The 19690-nt window shown below is 40.7% G+C and carries 16 protein-coding genes and 1 pseudogene; 10 read left to right on the top strand and 7 right to left on the bottom strand.

Annotation, left to right across the window (positions count from 1 at the left end; all coding sequences use genetic code 11):
- The first annotated feature begins 12 nt into the window (after nt 1-12).
- The 4 genes from PGX00_RS01655 (at nt 13) to hemN (ending at nt 3265) form a co-directional block, all read left to right on the top strand.
- Entirely contained in the window at nt 13-651 is a 639-nt protein-coding gene (locus PGX00_RS01655; RefSeq protein ID WP_272132377.1) for a class I SAM-dependent methyltransferase, read from the top strand.
- Nucleotides 651-1223, top strand: coding sequence for a Der GTPase-activating protein YihI (gene yihI, locus PGX00_RS01650; protein WP_272132375.1), 573 nt, complete (start codon nt 651-653; stop codon nt 1221-1223). The genes PGX00_RS01655 and yihI overlap by 1 nt, the downstream gene beginning before the upstream one ends.
- Before the next feature lie 6 nt (nt 1224-1229).
- Entirely contained in the window at nt 1230-1727 is a 498-nt protein-coding gene (locus tag PGX00_RS01645; RefSeq protein WP_272137885.1) for a DUF2489 domain-containing protein, read from the top strand.
- A 164-nt stretch (nt 1728-1891) separates the two neighbouring features.
- A complete protein-coding gene (hemN, locus tag PGX00_RS01640; RefSeq protein ID WP_407702331.1) occupies nt 1892-3265 on the top strand; it encodes an oxygen-independent coproporphyrinogen III oxidase in 1374 nt (457 codons plus the stop codon).
- Nucleotides 3266-3541: 276 nt separating this feature from the next.
- Here the strand turns inward: hemN and glnG are convergent.
- From glnG to glnA, 3 genes and pseudogenes are all read right to left on the bottom strand, one after another.
- Nucleotides 3542-4950: pseudogene (gene glnG, locus PGX00_RS01635) on the bottom strand (nitrogen regulation protein NR(I)).
- 36 nt (nt 4951-4986) lie between these two features.
- The gene (gene glnL / locus PGX00_RS01630) at nt 4987-6033 is read right to left on the bottom strand and encodes a nitrogen regulation protein NR(II) (RefSeq protein WP_272132372.1); all 1047 of its coding nucleotides are present in this window, start codon (nt 6031-6033) and stop codon (nt 4987-4989) included.
- Nucleotides 6034-6459: 426 nt separating this feature from the next.
- On the bottom strand, nt 6460-7869 hold the full coding sequence (gene glnA, locus PGX00_RS01625; protein WP_272132370.1) for a glutamate--ammonia ligase: 1410 nt from the start codon (nt 7867-7869) through the stop codon (nt 6460-6462).
- Between the two features lie 554 nt (nt 7870-8423).
- On the opposite strand from glnA, the gene typA reads away from it, so the two are divergent.
- The 5 genes from typA (at nt 8424) to PGX00_RS01600 (ending at nt 13154) form a co-directional block, all read left to right on the top strand.
- Nucleotides 8424-10256: a translational GTPase TypA gene (gene typA / locus PGX00_RS01620; RefSeq protein WP_272132368.1), complete on the top strand. Its 1833-nt coding sequence runs from the start codon at nt 8424-8426 to the stop codon at nt 10254-10256.
- 107 nt (nt 10257-10363) lie between these two features.
- On the top strand, nt 10364-10888 hold the full coding sequence (locus PGX00_RS01615) for an AAA family ATPase (protein WP_272132366.1): 525 nt from the start codon (nt 10364-10366) through the stop codon (nt 10886-10888).
- Between the two features lie 9 nt (nt 10889-10897).
- Complete coding sequence (locus PGX00_RS01610) at nt 10898-11806, top strand: virulence factor BrkB family protein (protein WP_272132364.1); 909 nt, start codon at nt 10898-10900, stop codon at nt 11804-11806.
- A complete protein-coding gene (gene dtd, locus PGX00_RS01605; protein WP_272132362.1) occupies nt 11778-12212 on the top strand; it encodes a D-aminoacyl-tRNA deacylase in 435 nt (144 codons plus the stop codon). The genes PGX00_RS01610 and dtd overlap by 29 nt, the downstream gene beginning before the upstream one ends.
- 39 nt (nt 12213-12251) lie before the next feature.
- Nucleotides 12252-13154 carry a bifunctional GNAT family N-acetyltransferase/hotdog fold thioesterase gene (locus PGX00_RS01600; RefSeq protein ID WP_272132360.1) on the top strand — a complete coding sequence of 301 codons (903 nt, stop codon included), beginning with the start codon at nt 12252-12254 and terminating at the stop codon, nt 13152-13154.
- A gap of 63 nt (nt 13155-13217) precedes the next feature.
- Here PGX00_RS01600 and PGX00_RS01595 read toward each other — a convergent pair whose 3' ends face one another.
- From PGX00_RS01595 to hslR, 4 genes are all read right to left on the bottom strand, one after another.
- On the bottom strand, nt 13218-15113 hold the full coding sequence (locus tag PGX00_RS01595; protein ID WP_272132358.1) for an AsmA family protein: 1896 nt from the start codon (nt 15111-15113) through the stop codon (nt 13218-13220).
- A gap of 205 nt (nt 15114-15318) precedes the next feature.
- On the bottom strand, nt 15319-16947 hold the full coding sequence (gene pckA / locus PGX00_RS01590) for a phosphoenolpyruvate carboxykinase (ATP) (protein WP_272132356.1): 1629 nt from the start codon (nt 16945-16947) through the stop codon (nt 15319-15321).
- 333 nt (nt 16948-17280) lie between these two features.
- Nucleotides 17281-18156, bottom strand: a complete 876-nt coding sequence (gene hslO, locus PGX00_RS01585) for an Hsp33 family molecular chaperone HslO (protein WP_272132354.1) — start codon at nt 18154-18156, stop codon at nt 17281-17283.
- A 16-nt stretch (nt 18157-18172) separates the two neighbouring features.
- Entirely contained in the window at nt 18173-18562 is a 390-nt protein-coding gene (hslR, locus tag PGX00_RS01580) for a ribosome-associated heat shock protein Hsp15 (RefSeq protein WP_272132353.1), read from the bottom strand.
- Nucleotides 18563-18732: 170 nt separating this feature from the next.
- Between hslR and gspC the strand changes: the two genes are divergently transcribed.
- Nucleotides 18733-19659, top strand: a complete 927-nt coding sequence (gene gspC, locus PGX00_RS01575; RefSeq protein WP_272132351.1) for a type II secretion system protein GspC — start codon at nt 18733-18735, stop codon at nt 19657-19659.
- Nucleotides 19660-19690: the final 31 nt, after the last annotated feature.

Raw genomic sequence — 19690 nt, 5'->3', positions numbered from 1 at the left:
GAGGATGGAATTATGCAGCCGTGTCCTTTATGTGATGATGATAATGTACATCACTATTACAACGATAAAAAACGAGATTACTTACAATGTACTCGATGTAATCTTGTGTTTGTACCGACTGAGCAGCGATTAGATACCGAATCTGAAAAAGCGCAATATGATAAACATGAGAATGACCCTTCTGATGAAGGTTATCGGTGTTTTTTGTCGAGACTGTCAGAGCCTCTTATGGAAAAAATTAGTCCAAATTCTGCAGGGTTAGATTTTGGTTGTGGCCCTGGCCCAACTCTATCTGTGATGTTGCAAGATTCAGGACACAATATGACGTTATATGATATCTACTACTACCCTGATATAAAGGCATTAGATAAAACGTATGACTTTTTAACTGCCACAGAGGTAATAGAGCATCTCTATTACCCGAAAGATGTGTGGCAAAATTGGTTGAATTTAGTTAAGCCAAATGGCTGGATTGGTTTGATGACCAAACTAGTAATAAACGTAGAAGCGTTTTCTAAATGGCACTATAAAAATGATATTACCCATGTTTGTTTTTATAGTCGTGAAACGTTCCAGTATTTGGCCGAGCGGGATAAGCTCCAACTTGAATTTGTCGGCAATGATGTAATTTTACTGAGGAAACTCCAGTAATGAGTAGAAATAAAAAATCAAGACAACCTGGCTCTACAGGTGACACAGAAGTAATTGTAACTAGAAACCGTAGTGAAGCCGATGTGGAAGGTCGCTTACGTAAGCGGTTAAAAAAACGCAAAGGTCTAAAAACTGGGAATAGAAACTCTGATTCTGTTGAGTCAAGGCAGAGAGCGGCTGCTCAGAAACGAGATCCTCGTTTGGGTAGCAAAAAGAAAATCCCACTGATCGTTGAGACAAAGAAAAAGACGAATAAGCAAGAACGTCGCTTATCTGCAGCGAACGAGTTGGAAAACTTAGAGAATGATGCACAACTTAACGTTTTATTAGATCGAATTGAGAACGGAGAGAAACTAGGTACGGGTCTTCAAAGTTATGTAGATGAAAAGTTAGATCGTATTGAGATATTGATGAATCAACTTGGACTTATGGAGCCTGAAGAGGAACTAGAAGATGGAGTTGAAGAGGTTATCATCGAACCTGTAGCGAAAAAAACGAAAAAGGCCCCAAGCACTGATGAAGAACTTTTATCTCAGTTTGAAGGTCTAAATCTAGATGATTTTAAAGGATAAGAGATGATGAGCGTAACCATAGTACTTATTATTGGTGGGCTAATTATTCTCGGTTTAGCATCCTATGCTATTCACCTGTTACTGCTGGTGAAAAAGAAAAAACAACTAGAAAAAGAAGTAATGAATATCGCCATCGCAAAGCGAAATGCAAATATTTTCGATAGTGTAAACACACTTTGCATGGCTGGTATTCAAGGGCAGTGTGATCTGTCAGAGGTGAGTATTCGAGTTGTTTGTATTCTAGATTATATTCAGGGTGATGCCCGTATTGATATTAAAAAAGAGTATCTAGCGCTCTATGAGCTGTATGACATTGTAAAAGATATGGCCCGTGGTGAAGCGAGACAAGAATTAGTCAAAAAAGAACGTATGAAGCAGACGCTTAAGAGGCAAAAAGCGGAAGTTCGATTGGCTGAGGATATGATAAAAGATCTGCAAAAGTTGCAAATTCAAATACAACCTCTAAGTGCACCGTCAACGGACACTGTTACTGCTATCAAATAGGTTTTTGCTCACTCTTTCACCTCTAACTAGAAAGAGTGAGTGATCCTGTTATCAATTATGAACATTTCTTCGGCAAATCACTCCCGTTTATCGCTGCCTGTTGCAGTGATATGGCAGAATATGGGATCAAAGTATGAAAACAAAATTTAATGGAACGCAATATTATGTCGAGTGAACAAATAGTTTGGGATCAAGCTGTATTAGATAAGTATAACTATTCGGGACCAAGATATACCTCTTATCCAACAGCCTTAGAGTTTCACGAAGCTTTCACTATAGCTGAATTTGATATGGCATGTCGTCAGTATCCCGATCGACCGCTATCTCTTTATATACATATACCGTTCTGTCATAAGCTTTGTTATTACTGCGGTTGTAATAAGGTTATTACTCGCCACTCACATAAAGCTGACGAGTATTTGGATGCCATAGAGCATGAAATTCGTCAAAGAGCGTTTTTGTTAAACGAGCGTAGAGTCACCCAATTGCATTTTGGTGGCGGAACTCCCACTTTTCTAAGTAAAGCTCAGATGAGTCGTTTGATGGCGATAGTTCGAGGTGAATTCAACTTTGTGTCCGATGCTGAAATAAGCATTGAAGTAGATCCTCGTGAAATTGAATTAGATATGCTTGATCACTTGCGTGGTGAAGGTTTCAACCGTTTGAGTATCGGTGTCCAAGATTTCAATAAAGAAGTTCAAAAAGTGGTAAACCGAGAGCAAGATGAAGAATTTATCTTTGCTATGGTTGAAAGAGCAAAACAGCTGGGTTTCCGCTCAACTAATTTGGACCTAATTTACGGTTTACCGCTTCAAACTAAAGAGTCATTCGCGATAACTTTAGCGCAAGTATTAAAGATGAAACCGGGTAGGTTATCAGTATTTAACTATGCGCACATGCCAAAACTATTTGCAGCACAACGTAAGATAAAAGAAGAATTATTGCCGTTAGCAGAAGTTAAGATGGGTATTCTTCAGGATACTATCTCAACATTAACGGGTGCAGGTTACCAGTTTATAGGTATGGATCACTTTGCTTTGCCTGAAGATGAATTAGCCGTAGCGCAACGCGAGGGCATACTTCACCGAAATTTCCAAGGTTACACCACGCAAGGTGAATGCGATTTAGTAGGTTTTGGTGTTTCTGCTATTTCAATGATTGGTGATACCTATGCTCAGAATCAGAAAGAGCTTAAGAAGTATTACGCTCAAGTTGATGAGATGCGCCATGCTCTATGGAAGGGCGTCTCTTTAGATGATGATGACTTGATTCGTCGTGAGGTTATTAAAGCCCTTATTTGTAACTTCCAATTAGATACCAAGCAGATTGAATCTATGTTTGGTCTAACATTTAACAACTATTTTTCTGAAGATATGAAGCTTTTACAAACCTTTATTGATGATGAGTTAGTAGACGTTTCAGGCAGTGTTATTCGCGTAACCGCAAGAGGACGATTGTTGATTCGTAATATTTGTATGTGTTTTGATAAGTATCTACGAGATAGAGCGCGACAACAGCAATTTTCTCGGGTTATCTAGTAACCCCACTTTTCTCGTCAATCCCTAGAACGCTTCTCGTCACTCCCTCAAACGAGGGAATCTGGGTTCATTTAGATCTCCACTTTCGTGGAGATGACGACGGTTTTGTGGAGATGACAATGGTTTTGTGGAGATGACGACGGTTTTGAGAATATAATACGGGTTCGTGGGGATACTGTGGTTTTTCACGGACGAAAGGGCTTATTTGCTTGAGTGAAGGCTTAGAAAACCTTCACTCAACTGTATTCATAGAACACAAAGCGGTGTGAGTAAATATCAGTTTATATCTAACTCTTTTAGTTTACGTGTGAGAGTATTACGTCCCCATCCGAGTACTTTTGCTGCTTCTTGTTTATGGCCATTGGTATGACTGAGTGCTGTTTTCAATAAAATACGCTCAAACTCAGGTAAGGCGTAGGCAAGTAATTCGGTTTCCCCAGAATTAAGAGCAGTTTGGGCCCAGTTTTCTAATTGAGTCTGCCAACTACCAGTCCCCCCGTACTTGCCACTGTTTTCTCTTCAAGTAACTCGGTAGGTAAATCGGAAGGCAGTACTTCACTTCCACTTGCCATAACGGTTAACCAACGGCAGATATTTTCTAACTGACGCACGTTTCCAGGCCATGCTAAGCGCTTAAGTGATTCAACGGTGCTCGAATGTAGGGATTTTATCTCTACGCCAAGCTCATCGGCTGCACTTGCTAAGAAGTGAAGAGTCAGCTTTTCTATATCTTGCTTTCTGTCTCTTAGCGCAGGGATATGTACTCTAATCACATTGAGTCGGTGAAATAAATCTTCCCTGAAATTCCCTTCATGGACTAACTGTTCTAAGTTTTGGTGAGTGGCTGCTACAATTCGAACATCTACTTTAATGGCTTGATGTCCACCAACGCGATAAAACTGTCCATCAGCCAATACTCGTAGCAAGCGTGTCTGAATATCTAGAGGCATGTCCCCTATTTCATCAAGAAATAACGTGCCACCATTTGCTTGCTCAAACCTTCCTTGCCGAACATTATTTGCACCGGTAAATGCCCCTTTCTCATGACCAAACAGTTCCGATTCAATAAGATCTTTAGGAATTGCCGCCATATTCAGCGCAATAAATGGTCTGCTTGCTCTTGGGCTATGACGATGAAGAGCATGAGCGACGAGCTCTTTACCTGTGCCAGATTCACCATTAATTAATACAGAAATGGATGAACGAGATAGACGACCGATTGCTCTGAAGACTTCCTGCATAGCCGGTGCTTCACCAATAATTTCTGGCGTGTCGCTCGAGAAAGTATCGCTAGTCGATGTTTCTTTTTTCTGTTCATGGCTATGAATGATAGCCCGCTCTACAAGTGTTAATGTTTCATCGATATCGAATGGCTTTGGTAGGTACTCAAATGCCCCTTTTTGATAAGCATTTACAGCCGCATCTAAATCGGAGTGAGCGGTCATTATGATGACAGGAAGCTCTGGATGGCGAGCATGAACTTGATTAAGCAAATCTAATCCATCGATACCCGGCATGCGTATGTCTGATACCAGAACGTCGGGGGTTTCTCGTTCTAGTGACATCAACACACTTTCTGCATCCGCAAATGTTTCGCACTTGATGTTAGCTGACGATAGTGTTTTTTCCATTACCCAACGGATGGAACTATCATCATCAACAACCCAAACATATCCTTTACTCATACAGAAATTTCCTTGCCTTTGCCTATCTCATATCCACTAGATAGGGAGATAAATTGTAAATGTTGTTCGACCGGGCCAACTTTCTACATCTATTTTTCCGTTGTGCTGATCGATTAAATTTTGTGAAATTGATAACCCTAAACCAGTTCCACCGTCTCGACCACTCACCATTGGATAAAAGAGTGTGTCTTGTAAGTTTGATGGGATGCCAGGCCCGTTATCTATAACTTCAATTCGAGCGGCTAGTTTATGTCTTTGCCCATGAATGTTCGCTTGGTGCATTGTTCTTGTTTTAAGGGTTATCCGGGCATCATCTTGATTAGCCATCATTTGAGCTGCATTACTAACAATGTTTAACATTGCTTGTTCAATTTGGTCTGTATCCATCAGGATGTCAGGTAAACTGGGGTCATAGTCCCTGTCTATTACGACATTTGGGCCCGTTTCTAATTCGACCAGTTGTCGTACCTTCTCAAGCACTACATGGAGGTTTTCCTGTTCTTTTTTCCCCGGCTTTTGAGGGCCAAGTAAGCGATCAACGAGTGCTCTTAAGCGATCGGCTTGCTCGATAATAATCTGGGTATATTCAGTTAGTGAAGGGTCAGGGAGCATCTTACCTAATAGTTGAGCAGCACCTCGTAAACCACCCAAAGGGTTTTTAATTTCATGTGCTAAGCCTCTAACGAGTAATTTTGCTGCTTGTTGTTGAGCATGCTGGTTTAACTCTTGGCTTAAGCGACGTTGTTGGCCAATTTTTCGCATTTCGATAAGTAACATTAATTGCTTATTCCATGAGAGAGGACTAGCCGTGACCTCCAGCATTAATGGTTTACCTTCAACAATAAAAGTGACATCACTATCAGTCATACTCTGACCGCTTTGCAAGGGCTGAGTTAACAGAGCTAAGTCCATCGAAGCGTGTTGTATCAACTGAGATAATGGCTTATCTACAATGCGTTTAGTGCTTTGTGAAAAAAGCTGCTCTGTCGCTGGATTTGCATAGCGAATAACAAGATTTTCATCAAGCATTAAAGTAGCGGTTACAATGTTATCCAATATGGCTGTTGAAAGCTCTGTCGTCACAATTTCTGTCCTAGTCTGCTCTATAAATGCGCCAAGCACCAATATGGTGCAATGGTAAGTTCAGTATGAACCATGAAAAGTAAGATTCAACGGTTAACCACTTAAAAAAGGTAGAGATTACTTAGTTTAGCGATGAAAATGCCTTATTTTTTAAGTTAATAACGTTAATGCACCGTTATGGTTTAAATAATGCAATTACCTTGCCGCTTTCTAGGGCGATGAAAAATAAGCGCTATTCTAATGGTTAGATATATAAAGAGATCTTGGGCTGTTCGTGATATTGAATACATTTAGAACACATATCAGTGCAAATATGGTGTTGGTTTCGTTTCGCTTAGTATAAGAAATGGGTTTGTAAGTTAAGTAGAAAACAAAAAGGCTCGCATGTGCGAGCCTTTTAAATCGTGAAGGTTAATTAATTAAACCTTATACAGAGTAGTAAAGTTCAAACTCAAGTGGGTGAGTCGCCATGTTTACTTTCTCTACATCTTCAGACTTAAGTGCGATGTAAGAATCGATAAAGTCATCAGAGAATACACCGCCAGCCGTTAGGAACTCACGGTCTTCGTCAAGACACTGAAGTGCTTGCTGTAGTGATTCTGCAACTGTTGGGATCTCTGCTGCTTCTTCAGCAGGTAGATCGTAAAGATCTTTATCCATTGCTTCACCAGGGTGGATCTTGTTCTTAATTCCGTCAAGACCAGCCATTAGCATTGCAGCAAATGCTAGGTATGGGTTCGCTGTTGGATCACCGAAACGTAGTTCGATACGACGAGCTTTAGGGCTTGGTACCACAGGGATACGGATAGAAGCTGAACGGTTACGAGCTGAGTAAGCTAGCATAACTGGTGCTTCGAAGCCTGGAACTAGACGCTTATATGAGTTAGTTGATGCGTTAGCAAATGCATTGATTGCGCGAGCATGTTTAATGATGCCGCCAATGTAGTAGATTGCCATTTCAGATAGGCCGCCGTACTTATCACCAGCAAATAGGTTTACACCGTCTTTTGCTAGAGATTGGTGAACGTGCATACCAGAACCGTTATCACCAACAAGTGGCTTAGGCATGAAAGTAGCCGTTTTACCATATGCATGAGCTACGTTATGAACTACATACTTATAGATTTGAATTTCATCTGCTTTAGCTGTAAGCGTGTTAAAGCGAGTTGCAATTTCATTTTGACCAGCTGTTGCTACTTCATGGTGGTGAGCTTCAACGACTAAGCCCATTTCTTCCATTACTAGACACATCGCAGAACGGATGTCTTGAGATGAATCAACAGGAGCGACTGGGAAGTAACCGCCTTTAACACCTGGACGGTGACCTTTGTTACCGTCTTCGAAATCTGCGCCAGTGTTCCAGCTTGCTTCTACATCATCAATTTTGTAGAAAGCGCCAGACATATCACTGCTAAACTTAACATCGTCAAATAGGAAGAACTCTGGTTCAGGACCAATAAGTACTGTATCTGCTACACCTGTTGCACGCATGAAGTCTTCAGCGCGTTTTGCAATAGAGCGTGGGTCGCGATCGTAGCCTTGCATAGTCGCAGGCTCTAGGATGTCACAACGAATGTTTAGAGTTGCATCTTCTGTGAATGGGTCAAGAACAGCACTTGATGCATCAGGCATCATTACCATATCTGACTCGTTGATTCCTTTCCAACCAGCTACAGAAGAACCATCAAACATTTTACCATCTTCAAAGAAGTCAGCATCTATTTGGTGAGATGGAATAGAAATATGCTGCTCTTTACCTTTAGTATCGGTAAAGCGTAGGTCAACAAACTTAACTTCATTTTCTTGGATCAGTGATAGAACATTTTCTACTGACATCTTGGATAACCTCCAGTGTTATTAATTTGGTACAATCTCGTATCTAAAAAATTGTTATTGAGTAATTTCTAGGTATTTATTGAATTACTCGATAATAATCTTGCTAGCTAAAACTGTGCCACTTATTTTAATCCTTTAATTTCAAGGGCTTGGTTTATTTGTGTGTTCTTTTGGTGCAACGATTGCACCAAAATGATTCTAGCGTGCACTAATTTTGTGCGCTCAAGTTGAGCTGTACTGAGAATCGAACGATCTCTATTCAGCACGTAAGGCGAAAAAAAGTCAATCTGATTTTGAAAACGTTAACGGATTAGATAAGAAATAGATCTCTGACCAGTCTGCTAAATGAAGAAGTAATTGATCTCAATATTGTTTCATTCATTTCTATTTAACAATATATAGATAAAGATCACATTCTTTAGGTGTTTGAGTAAAAATCTGGTACATTAGCGCGGATTTTTAAAACTGTTTATTTTTAAAACGGTTTTTTCAAAACCTTATTACTATTGCTGCGAGGTGTCGCGGCTTCATTATGACTGAGTGAATCAAACTTCATGACTACTCCACAGATTGACAAATTAAGAAATATCGCGATCATCGCGCACGTTGACCACGGTAAAACGACTCTTGTAGATAAACTGCTTCAGCAGTCAGGAACTCTAGAATCTCGTGGAGAAGTTGAAGAGCGTGTAATGGACTCGAACGATATCGAGAAAGAGCGCGGTATTACTATTCTTGCAAAGAATACTGCAATTAACTGGAACGACTTCCGTATTAACATCGTAGATACTCCTGGACACGCCGATTTTGGTGGTGAAGTAGAACGTATTATGTCTATGGTTGATTCCGTTTTGCTTATTGTTGACGCAGTTGATGGGCCTATGCCTCAAACTCGTTTCGTTACACAAAAAGCATTTGGTCATGGTTTAAAGCCAATCGTTGTTATTAATAAAGTGGATCGCCCAGGCGCTCGACCTGATTGGGTCATGGATCAAGTGTTCGACTTGTTCGATAACTTAGGTGCAACTGACGAACAACTAGACTTCCAAGTAGTTTATGCTTCGGCTCTAAATGGTTGGGCTACGTTAGAAGAAGGCGAAGAAGGCGAAAACATGGAACCATTGTTCCAAGCTATCGTTGACAATGTTGAAGCACCTAAAGTAGACATTGATGGTTCTTTGCAGATGCAAGTTTCTCAGCTTGATTACAGCTCATATGTGGGTGTTATCGGTGTGGCTCGAGTAACTCGTGGTATGGTTAAACCTAATCAGCAAGTTACTGTAATAAGTGCTGATGGTAAAAAGAGAAACGCTAAAGTAGGTACTGTTCTTGGTTATCTTGGTCTTGAGCGCCATGAAGTAGAACAAGGTGACGCTGGTGACATCGTTGCTATTACTGGTTTAGGTGAATTAAAAATTTCGGACACTATTTGTGACCAAAATAATGTTGAAGCAATGACCCCACTTTCTGTGGATGAGCCAACAGTAACAATGACTTTTCAAGTAAATAACTCTCCTTTCGCAGGTAAAGAAGGTAAGTTTGTTACTTCTCGTAATATTTTGGAACGCCTTGAGAAAGAACTCGTTCATAACGTTGCTCTACGCGTAGAACAAACAGGTGATCCTGATAAGTTCCGTGTATCTGGTCGTGGTGAGCTACACCTGTCTATTCTTATTGAGAATATGCGTCGTGAAGGTTTTGAGCTTGCAGTATCACGTCCTGAGGTAATCCTTAAAGAAGAAAATGGCCAATTATTGGAACCATATGAGACCGTTACTATTGATGTAGTTGAAGAAAATCAAGGTAGCATTATGGAAAATATTGGTATCCGTAAGGGTGAATTAACCGATATGTCTACAGATGGTAAAGGCCGTGTACGTATGGACTTTATGATGCCTTCTCGTGGCTTGATTGGTTTCCAGACTGAGTTTATGACCATCACATCTGGCTCTGGTTTGATTTATCATACGTTTGATCATTACGGCCCACATAAAGGTGGTGTTATTGGTCAGCGTAGTAACGGTGTTCTAGTTTCAAACGCGACTGGCAAAGCATTAACATACGCACTATTTAACCTTCAAAGCCGTGGCCGCTTATTTGCGGAACATGCTGACGAAGTTTATGAAGGTCAGATTGTTGGTATTCATAATCGTTCAAATGACTTAACAGTGAATTGCCTTAAGGGTAAGCAGCTAACGAATGTTCGTTCATCTGGTACTGATGAAGCGCAAGTATTATCACCGCCTATCAAATACACATTAGAACAGGCTTTAGAGTTTATTGATGAAGATGAGCTAGTAGAAGTTACACCAGTAAGTATTCGAATTCGTAAAAAACTTCTTACAGAAAACGAACGTAAGCGTGCAAGTCGTCCAGCTAAAGCGTAAAGCAATTAGCGACGTTTCAAAATGATACGGATACCCTTTCATGAGCAATCATGAAGGGGTATTGTTTTTTTGGTAGACTAGAAATATCGCTGAGACAAAGGATGTTTATGAAGCCGATCGTGATAACGGGTGGTCCGGGTGCAGGCAAAACAAGTATTATTGCCGACCTTGCAAAACGTGGATACCTTACTTTTGAGGAGAGCCCTCGGTATTTAATTGAGCAGCAACTGCAGCAGGCTAATGGCGTACTGCCGTGGACAAATTTATCTGAATTTGCAGAGATGTGCTTAGATATGATGCAGATTCAAAAATGCGCATCGGAAAAACAGGCGGGTTTGTCTTTTTTGGATAGAGCGATACCAGATATATGCGCTTATCTGCAGTTAGGTAAACTAGTGGTTGATAAAAAATATGTCGATGCCAGTAATGGGTATTTCGATAAGGTATTTTTCTGCTCACCAAATCAATTAATATACACTCAAGATACGGTTCGCCCACACGCGTTTTCTGAGGCGTTAGAGATCCACCAATTACTCTTAACTTGCTATCGAGATTTAGGTTATCTACCAATAGAGGTTCCATGGGGTAGTGTAGAGGATCGTGCAAATTTCATATTGGAACAGATTGGCTAAAGGCAGTTTATGGAAAAGCGAGCAAGTTATACCAACACAATCATATATTACTTATTTTATTTAAAGCAGCGTGTAGCACACGATAGATTAACCGTTAATGCGGGCTATATGACGTACATTACCCTTTTGTCATTAGTGCCTCTAACGACCGTTTTACTTTCTGCTCTTGCTCGGTTTCCTGCCTTTGATGGGGCAGGTGACACAATCCAACAATTTATTATAAATAATTTCGTTCCAGCCGCTGGTGAAGCAATAGAAGATGCACTAGAGGCATTTGTCGCGAATACGGCTCAAATGACGTCGGTCGGTGCTAGTTTTCTATTTGTTACCGCAATTTTACTTATTTCGAGTATCGACAAAAACTTGAATTACATTTGGAGAGTAAAGAAAAAGAGACGCATAGTTTATTCTTTTTCAATGTATTGGATGGTGCTTACCTTAGGGCCTCTTTTGATCGGCGCGAGTATCGCTGTCAGCTCACATATCATGTCCCTTAAACTTTTTAGCGATGATACGGTAAACTTTCTATACAGCAGGTTACCTCAGCTCTTTTCATTCATTGGCTTTTTGGGGTTGTATCTGTTTGTGCCTAACATTCAAGTTAAAGTGCGGCACGCCATGTTTGGTGCATTGATTAGTACTTTTTTATTTGAAATCAGTAAAAGTATATTTGCTTATTACATATCAGCGTTTCCAAGTTACCAGCTGATTTATGGCACACTGGCTGCAATACCAATTCTTTTTGTCTGGATCTATTTGTGTTGGTTTATCGTACTTATTGGGGCTGAGCTAACGGCAAGTCTAGGCGAAAGAGATCAGTGGAATCGTAATTCGGAAATCATATTACCGAAATTTGTAAAGCGTATAGTAGCAGTTAGGAGAGACGGTAGTGATAGCTCTGATACAAAGAGTGAGTGAAGCCTCTGTAGAGGTAGACAAGCAAATAGTAGGCAAGATTGATAAAGGATTGCTTGTATTGTTAGGTGTCGAAAAAGACGATGATGAAGCGAAGGCTCAACGTTTAGTTGAAAAAGTGACGAATTATCGAGTCTTTAGTGACGCTGAAGGAAAAATGAACCTGAATGTTAATCAAATCGGTGGTAGCGTTTTGGTTGTCTCACAATTTACCTTGCCCGCAGACACAAAAAAGGGAACAAGAGCCGGTTTTTCACGTGGTGCTCACCCAATAGAAGCAGAACGCTTGTATAATTATTTTTCTGAACGCTGTGAAGGTATTTTGCCGACAGAGCGAGGACGCTTTGCTGCTGACATGAAAGTGTCTTTGGTCAATGATGGACCAGTCACGTTTTGGTTGCAGGTGTGAAATCGATAGTTTTCGGCCTGTTACTTTAAAAGGATTTTAATGTTTAAACTAATTACCCCAAAAACAGAGAACCAAATTGCCAAGTATTACCATTTTCGTTGGCAGATGCTAAGAGAGCCTCTACGTTTGCCTGTAGGCTCCGAACGCGATGAATTTGATGAGATGAGTCATCATCGTATGATAGTTGACGGTCGTGGTCGTCCAATGGCTGTGGGGCGTCTGTACATCACACCTGATCATGAAGGGCAGATCCGATTTATGGCGGTGAAACCAAATCGTCGTAACAAAGGTGTTGGTTCACTTATTCTAGTGGCATTAGAATCATTTGCTCGGCAAGAGGGTGTAAAGCGCCTGGTTTGTAATGCTCGCCAAGAAGCGGTGAAATTCTATGTAAAAAATGACTTTGAGAGTCAAGGTGAGTTAAGTGGGCAGTATGGTGCGAACCGTCATCAGCAGTTAGTTAAACAACTGGATCCCATGGATAATATTTTGCGCAGACCAGATTGGTGTACCGAGCTTCAGGAGCGATGGGAGCAGCAGATACCTATTAGCGATAAAATGGGGATAAAAATAACCCAATATACTGGTTATCAGTTTGAATGTAGCGCGCAATTAAATCCCAATTTGAACCCTAGAAACTCAATGTTTGCTGGTTCAGCATTCACATTGGCAACCTTGACGGGCTGGGGCATGACATGGCTCCTAATGAAAGAGCGTGGTCTTAAAGCCGATATAGTCTTGGCAGATAGCAAAGTAAGATACCGACACCCGGTCGAACAAACTCCGATTGCTACAACCTCGTTAGATGGTATTAGCGGAGACTTAGACAGGTTAGAGAACGGGCGAAAAGCGCGAGTCGTTATTAGTGTCACGATTTATAGTGGGGATATAGCTGCCGTCGAGTTCGTTGGCACTTACATGTTATTGCCGGAAAATCAGTAGCCGCTAGATAGCCGCTTCACGTGTTGGCGGCTTTAAATGGGGTGACAAAAGCACCTAATAATATTATTTTTTAGGGCAGTTGTTCTCTTGTTGTAGACTCCCTTTTACTAAGTCGAAGCTTTGATTGATACAGCCATCAATAAGTTGAAGTAAAATTGTATTATCTTCAGTTTGAACTAAATCTATATTACCTTGCAAACTTCCAGAAAGTCCCTCTCCCTTAATTTGAATTGGCGCAATGATTATTCGGCCTCTATCTGCTGAAACCGAGAATTCCGAGCTCTCGAATGGTGTTGTTTTCGGGATATCTGAATCGTTTTCTTGTAATAGTACTGAATCGCGCAAGGAGCCGACTAACTCGCCTGTCAGACTATGTTTTAACATCAGAGCGTCCCCACCTAAGCCATTCAAGCTCATTTGGAATTCGGCGATGGCTTCGGCTTCTACTGGCAGATCTAGCCATTGAGAAAACAATTCAATAGGGAGGCCATCGGCAAAAGCTTCAACACGCCAAGGTTGGCTAGGTTGCGAAAGTGTGTAGCTTGCAGTTGCTTCTATAAGCCCTTTCTCTAGAGGAATAAAGGCCTCATGAAGTTTCCAAATACCATCTTCGCTTTGCATTGTTATTAACGGTTGGCTTGTGACCAAATTTTTAAAGCTAGCGTTGTTGGCAGTAACACGTATTTGTCCGTTCCAGAGTCCCGTTTTGTTTTTCTTTTTTAATGTGAGATCTTTTCCATCCAACGAAAGGCCAGAAAACTGCCAATGAGGTTGCGTAGCAATTTGAATAAACTGAGAACGCCTTATTTTTACATCATCAATAATTAGACTATCCAGAGAGTTAATGTATTGACTTATAAGTGTGTAATCTTCTGGTGACTCGTAAATCCATTTGACACCGTCTATGTCTAAATTTTTTAGGTAAGCAGAATTGGGCGTTAATTCGCCAACAGTCGTTACAAAACCTTTTTCGAATTCAAAGTTAAGCGCTTCGATTGAAATAAGATCATGGTCAAAATAACTTTCAAATGCAGGCTCTAACCATAAATGGTTTAGGTAGTTGATACTCTCGGCGCTAAAAGAGATATAGCCGTCTTTTTGTTGCCATACTCGGTTTATAAGAGATATGTTTTCTAATGATAAATCAATGTCAGAAGCTTGGAAGTTGGGTGTTTCTATCGTGCTAGATAAAATATCAAGGCTGTTAAGATGGGTGATTTTTTCAGTGATAAAAGACCAATCGGACGTATCAATATCGTCCCACTGTTTTGTGTTTAATCGAAGCCTGTCTATGGTGGTATTAACCAGTGACCATCCGTCTAAATATTGCTCTGCTTGGGTCGAAAATGCACCCCCTCGCCATTCAAATGAAGCGCCGTATACAGTACTGTTTTCTTCTTGGTAGTTTAGGTCAATTAACACGTTATTAAAGGCTTCTCTATGCCAATATACCTGCTCGGCAGAGTACTGAATTGAACCAAAAGGAATTGGCTGGTTTTCATTTAGATAAAGTGGATTTTCTATCTGGATATCAGTATCTCGTGAGATAAATTCGCCATCAGAATAATCAAGGTTGGTTATAGCCAACTGACGCAATTTAATTGGTTCAATCTTTGGAATATCTGGGATGCCGTCCTGAAGCAGTAATCCGTTAATCAAAATACTATCGATTACAGGCATGGACTCAGTGATAGAGTCAGTGCTTACCCAGATGTCTACTTGTTCAATAATGATGTTTTCATCTTGGAGCTCTTTGACTTCTACGCCTTTAAAAGAAAGATGATTAGGGAATTGGAACGTGGCCTCGTGGACACTAATAGGGGGTGGGGAATATTGTTTAAGTATGTGATTGGTTACTTTTGTTGTATACGGGCTTTGCATAGCAAAATAGAGTGCAAGCAGAGCACAAGATACAAATAGCAGTAGCGCAATAGAAAATATGACTAGTGCTTTTTTCATCAATGAATACCTAACCTATTATTTATGGGTCATTACGAGCAAACGTAACATAAAGAGGAGTGAAAATAGCGATATTGAAACAAGTCGCTTATTTCGAGTTACGGTTAATAGGAACAGATTGACTTAATTAAGAAAGAGATTCAACAAAAAAGCCCCTCTAATGAGGGGCTTAATCACGATTTACGGAATATTTAGTTAACGACGCTTAGTCTAGCTGTGGACCAGCAGCGACTAGCGCAGCACCTTCTGCATTATCCGTGTACTTAGAGAAGTTTTTAACAAAACGTTGTGCTAAATCTTCGGCTTTGCTTTCCCACTGTAGTGGATCAACATAAGTATCACGAGGGTCTAAAATTGCAGGGTCTACACCAGGAAGTGCCGTTGGTACTTCTAAGTTAAACACAGGGATTTGTGTTGTTTCTGCAGCTTCAATGGAGCCATCTAAGATTGCATCGATAATACCGCGAGTATCCTGTATAGAGATACGTTTGCCAGTACCGTTCCAACCAGTGTTAACGAGATAAGCTTCTGCTCCAGCGGCTTCCATACGCTTAACCAAAACTTCAGCATACTTAGTTGGGTGCAGAGTCAAGAACGCAGCACCGAAGCATGAAGAGAACGTTGGAGTTGGTTCAGTAATACCGCGTTCAGTACCGGCTAATTTCGCAGTAAAGCCAGATAGGAAGTGATATTTTGTCTGATCCGGTGTTAGTTTCGCAACAGGAGGAAGCACACCAAATGCGTCAGCCGTTAAGAAAATAACTTTGTTCGCGTGACCTGCTTTCGAAACAGGCTTAACGATGTTGTCAATATGATAGATAGGATATGAGACGCGAGCATTTTCTGTCTTAGAAGCATCATCAAAGTCAATTGAACCGTCGTTGCGTACCACAACGTTTTCTAGCAATGCATCTTTACGAATCGCATTGTAGATATCTGGCTCAGCTTCTTTAGATAGCTTGATAGTTTTCGCGTAGCAACCACCTTCGTAGTTGAAGACACCTTCGTCATCCCAACCATGTTCGTCATCACCAATGAGTGCGCGTTTAGGGTCAGTAGAAAGCGTTGTCTTACCTGTACCAGATAGACCAAAGAAGATTGCCGTATCACCTTCTTCACCGACGTTGGCAGAACAGTGCATAGATGCAATACCTTTTAACGGCAGGAAGTAGTTCATCATAGCGAACATACCCTTCTTCATCTCACCGCCGTACCAAGTACCACCGATAAGTTGCATTTTTTCTGTTAGGTTAAATACAGTGTAGTTTTCTGAATTAAGGCCTTGTTTTTCCCAATTTTGGTTGGTTGTTTTCGCACCATTCATAACAACGAAGTCAGGTTCAAATGTCGCCAATTCTTCTTCTGTTGGACGGATGAACATGTTCTTCACAAAGTGACATTGCCATGCAACCTCAGTAATGAATCGAATGGATAGACGAGTATCTTCATTCGCTCCACAGTAACAATCTAAAATAAACAGACGTTTACCTGAAAGTTGTGTCGTAGTGAGTACTTTCAGTTCGTCCCAAACCTCTTGTGAGATAGCTTTGTTATCATTCTTAACTTGATCAGAAGTCCACCACATATTTTCTTTTGTAGTGTCATCCATAACGATAAATTTATCTTTAGGTGAACGACCCGTGAAGATGCCAGTGTCAACAGCAACTGCTCCTAACTCAGTTACAATGCCTTTTTCATAGCCTTCTAAGTCTGAACGAGTTTCCTCTTCGAATAACATGTCATAACTTGGATTGCGAACAATCTCTTTTACGCCAGTTAGTCCGTATTGAGTCAGGTCTAGTTCTGCAGCCTTGGTATGTTCCATAACGGTCATAGGTGCTCCTTAATTAAGATTTTGTAGGGATTTTGTTATAATTTGTTTTTTATTCTGTTCACCATGCTAGCAACGTGAAAGCGAGAAAACAGGGAGATAAGTCATAAATTACCCATGATTAAATCATGGTTTTAAATCATGGGTCACATTTTAGAGTGGTTGTTTTATCACCATTTGTTAGCATTGCGCTAGATCAATTTTATCTTTTGTTTAAGAAATGAGAGTTGAAGTGAAAAGTGGTTAAAGGTGTGATTTATATAAGTATCAGCAATAAAAAAGCCGGCTTATACCGGCTTAATATATAAAATTAATCAATATTCTTATATATGTGTGTTAGTGAATAGTCTTATTCCCTTGACCTGCTTGAGAATAAAGGTCTGAGACTTGATTTTCGTCGAACGAATAATCCGTGCCGCAGTAATCACAATGTAAAGAAATTGTACCTTCAGTTGCTAAAATATCATAAACTTCTTCTTTGGCAACGGTGAGGATTGCAGACCCACTTCTCTCTCTAGAACATCCACAATGGAAGGTAACGGGTTGAGGTTCGAAAAGATTTACGGTCTCTTGGTTGTATAACCGATAAAGAAGTTCGTTTGCTTCTAAAGTAAAGAGCTCTTCATTTTTAACCGTGTCGGTAAGTTGCTCTAAATGCTCAAAATCGTCAGCAGTTCCTGTTCCATCAGGAATGACTTGAAGTAGCATACCAGCAGCATGAGGAGCACCATTTTGCTGACCAAGGCGAATCCATAAGCGCGTTTTTAGCTGTTCCGAACGAATGAAATAATTTTCTAGAACCTTTGCAAGATCATCGCCTTCAAGTCCCACGACACCCTGATACCTCTCGCCTTTGTCTGGAGATATAGTAATAACCAGTTGTCCTTTTCCTATTAACTGGTGAAAGGTTGCATCAGAAGGAATATCTCCTTCCCATCGAGCGACACCACGAACTTTTTGGTCATTGTCACCATTGATGACTGCTAAAGAAACAGGACCATCACCTTGCAGTTGAAGTGTGATAGAACCTTCAAATTTTAGCGTTGCAGTTAAAAGCGTTGTTGCGACTAATAACTCGCCTAATAAATTCTGTATGGGAGCTGGGTACTCTTTACTAGATATAATCTCTTGATAAGACTTGTCTAACTGTACGAGTTCACCACGAACTGAAAGATCTTCGAATAAATAACGACTTAAAACGTCTTGTGCCATGATAGAAAACTCCGGCTTACTGGTTTTTAAATTTAATTATGTCTCTACGCTGTTTTTTGTCTGGCCTACGTTCGGGGCTAGGACTAAATAACGTATTGAGTTTGCGCTTTTGCGCATTTTCTTCGCGTTTCGAGATACTTTCTTGTGTCTCTGTGTAAAGCTCTTGCGCTTCTGGTGCGCCGCGTCTTTGCCCAGAAATTTTGTCGATGACAACAATTTTTTCTTCGTGTCTTTGCCTTAGGGTAATCGTAGCACCAAGCTCTACCATTTTACTTGGCTTTGAGCGTTGTCCATTATAGTGAACCTTACCGCCATCGATCATATTTCGAGCTATTGATCGAGTTTTATAAAATCTAGCAGCCCAAAGCCATTTGTCGAGCCTAACTGCTTCTGTATTTGCGCTCATTTTTATAAAACCTTTTGCTGTAAACTATTTTCTGTAAAAATGGTGACACAAATCTCTCTTTTCAAGTGGTATTTGCAAATTATCGCCATTCTCCTACCTAAACTTCGATATGGGTATGATATTCTTAACATAATGTTTTCCACATATATCAACAGCAAAAGAGGTTGTGAATGTCTTCTGTTTTGAGCCGAACTTCATTTTCTGGCTTAACCGAAAAGTGTTTCCGTGTATTTGCTGCTTCTCAGTCTAAGTTCAGTTCGTTAGTGACTCTAATATTGGTATGTTTATCTGCGTGGCTCGCAGGTCAAACCATTTGGTATTTTTTAGCAGAAAAAACCGTCGTTTCTAAGTGGTCAGCACAACCTGTAAATGCTCAAATTTCCTCTGAATCGGAGGGAGTCGATGTGTCCACCCTGTTAGACGCCGCCCTGTTCGGTCGGCAGGATGAGCAAGTTAAGAACGTTGTTGCTGCTCCGGTCGTTCAAGATGCACCTAAAACGCGTTTGAACTTAGTTCTTGTTGGTGCTGTCTCTAGTTCTGTTATGGAAAGTAGCTTAGCCGTCATTGCCAACCAAGGTTCTCAGGCAACCTATGGCATTGGTGAGAAAATAGAAGGAACACAAGCTAAGTTAAAGCGTGTTTTTATTGACCGCGTTATTATAGATAACGCAGGTAGAGATGAAACCTTAATGCTTGAAGGCATAGACTATAAAAAAGTATCTCCGCCAGAGGCTGAAAGAGCCAGTAATGCAGCGGTTCGAGAAGTAGGCAATAATCCGGAGCCTTCCGAGAGTGAAATGGAATCGATTCGAGCTGAGGTCTTAGAAGACCCACAAAAAATCCTCCAGTACATACGTTTGTCTCAAGTAAAGAAAGATGGAAAGCTCATCGGATATAGAATCCGTCCAGGTAAGCAGCGAGCACTATTTGATTCAGCAGGACTGAAGAATGGTGATATTGCCACGTCACTGAATGGGGAAGACCTCACTGATCCCGCATCAATGGGAAAAGTATGGCAATCAATGTCGGAAATGACAGAATTTAACTTGACCGTTGAGCGTGATGGTCAAACACATGAAGTATTTATAGCATTTTAATACGGACGTTATTGTTTGTGATTTGGAGAGT

Origin of the sequence: Vibrio algarum, from assembly GCF_028204155.1 — a bacterium.
GTDB lineage: Bacteria > Pseudomonadota > Gammaproteobacteria > Enterobacterales > Vibrionaceae > Vibrio > Vibrio algarum.
The sequence above is the reverse complement of the archived record's forward strand: the minus strand, read 5'-3'. Positions and strand labels throughout refer to the sequence as shown.

Excerpts from the sequence above, each read along its gene's own strand:
- hslR (WP_272132353.1), bottom strand. The coding sequence starts at position 18,562 with ATGAGCGCAAATACAGAAGCAGTTAGGCTCGACAAATGGCTTTGGGCT.
- PGX00_RS01655 (WP_272132377.1), top strand. The coding sequence starts at position 13 with ATGCAGCCGTGTCCTTTATGTGATGATGATAATGTACATCACTATTAC.
- glnA (WP_272132370.1), bottom strand. The coding sequence starts at position 7,869 with ATGTCAGTAGAAAATGTTCTATCACTGATCCAAGAAAATGAAGTTAAG.
- PGX00_RS01600 (WP_272132360.1), top strand. The coding sequence starts at position 12,252 with ATGTTTAAACTAATTACCCCAAAAACAGAGAACCAAATTGCCAAGTAT.
- gspC (WP_272132351.1), top strand. The coding sequence starts at position 18,733 with ATGTCTTCTGTTTTGAGCCGAACTTCATTTTCTGGCTTAACCGAAAAG.
- PGX00_RS01610 (WP_272132364.1), top strand. The coding sequence starts at position 10,898 with ATGGAAAAGCGAGCAAGTTATACCAACACAATCATATATTACTTATTT.
- hemN (WP_407702331.1), top strand. The coding sequence starts at position 1,892 with ATGTCGAGTGAACAAATAGTTTGGGATCAAGCTGTATTAGATAAGTAT.
- pckA (WP_272132356.1), bottom strand. The coding sequence starts at position 16,947 with ATGACCGTTATGGAACATACCAAGGCTGCAGAACTAGACCTGACTCAA.
- hslO (WP_272132354.1), bottom strand. The coding sequence starts at position 18,156 with ATGGCACAAGACGTTTTAAGTCGTTATTTATTCGAAGATCTTTCAGTT.
- PGX00_RS01595 (WP_272132358.1), bottom strand. The coding sequence starts at position 15,113 with ATGAAAAAAGCACTAGTCATATTTTCTATTGCGCTACTGCTATTTGTA.
- PGX00_RS01615 (WP_272132366.1), top strand. The coding sequence starts at position 10,364 with ATGAAGCCGATCGTGATAACGGGTGGTCCGGGTGCAGGCAAAACAAGT.
- PGX00_RS01645 (WP_272137885.1), top strand. The coding sequence starts at position 1,230 with ATGAGCGTAACCATAGTACTTATTATTGGTGGGCTAATTATTCTCGGT.
- yihI (WP_272132375.1), top strand. The coding sequence starts at position 651 with ATGAGTAGAAATAAAAAATCAAGACAACCTGGCTCTACAGGTGACACA.
- typA (WP_272132368.1), top strand. The coding sequence starts at position 8,424 with ATGACTACTCCACAGATTGACAAATTAAGAAATATCGCGATCATCGCG.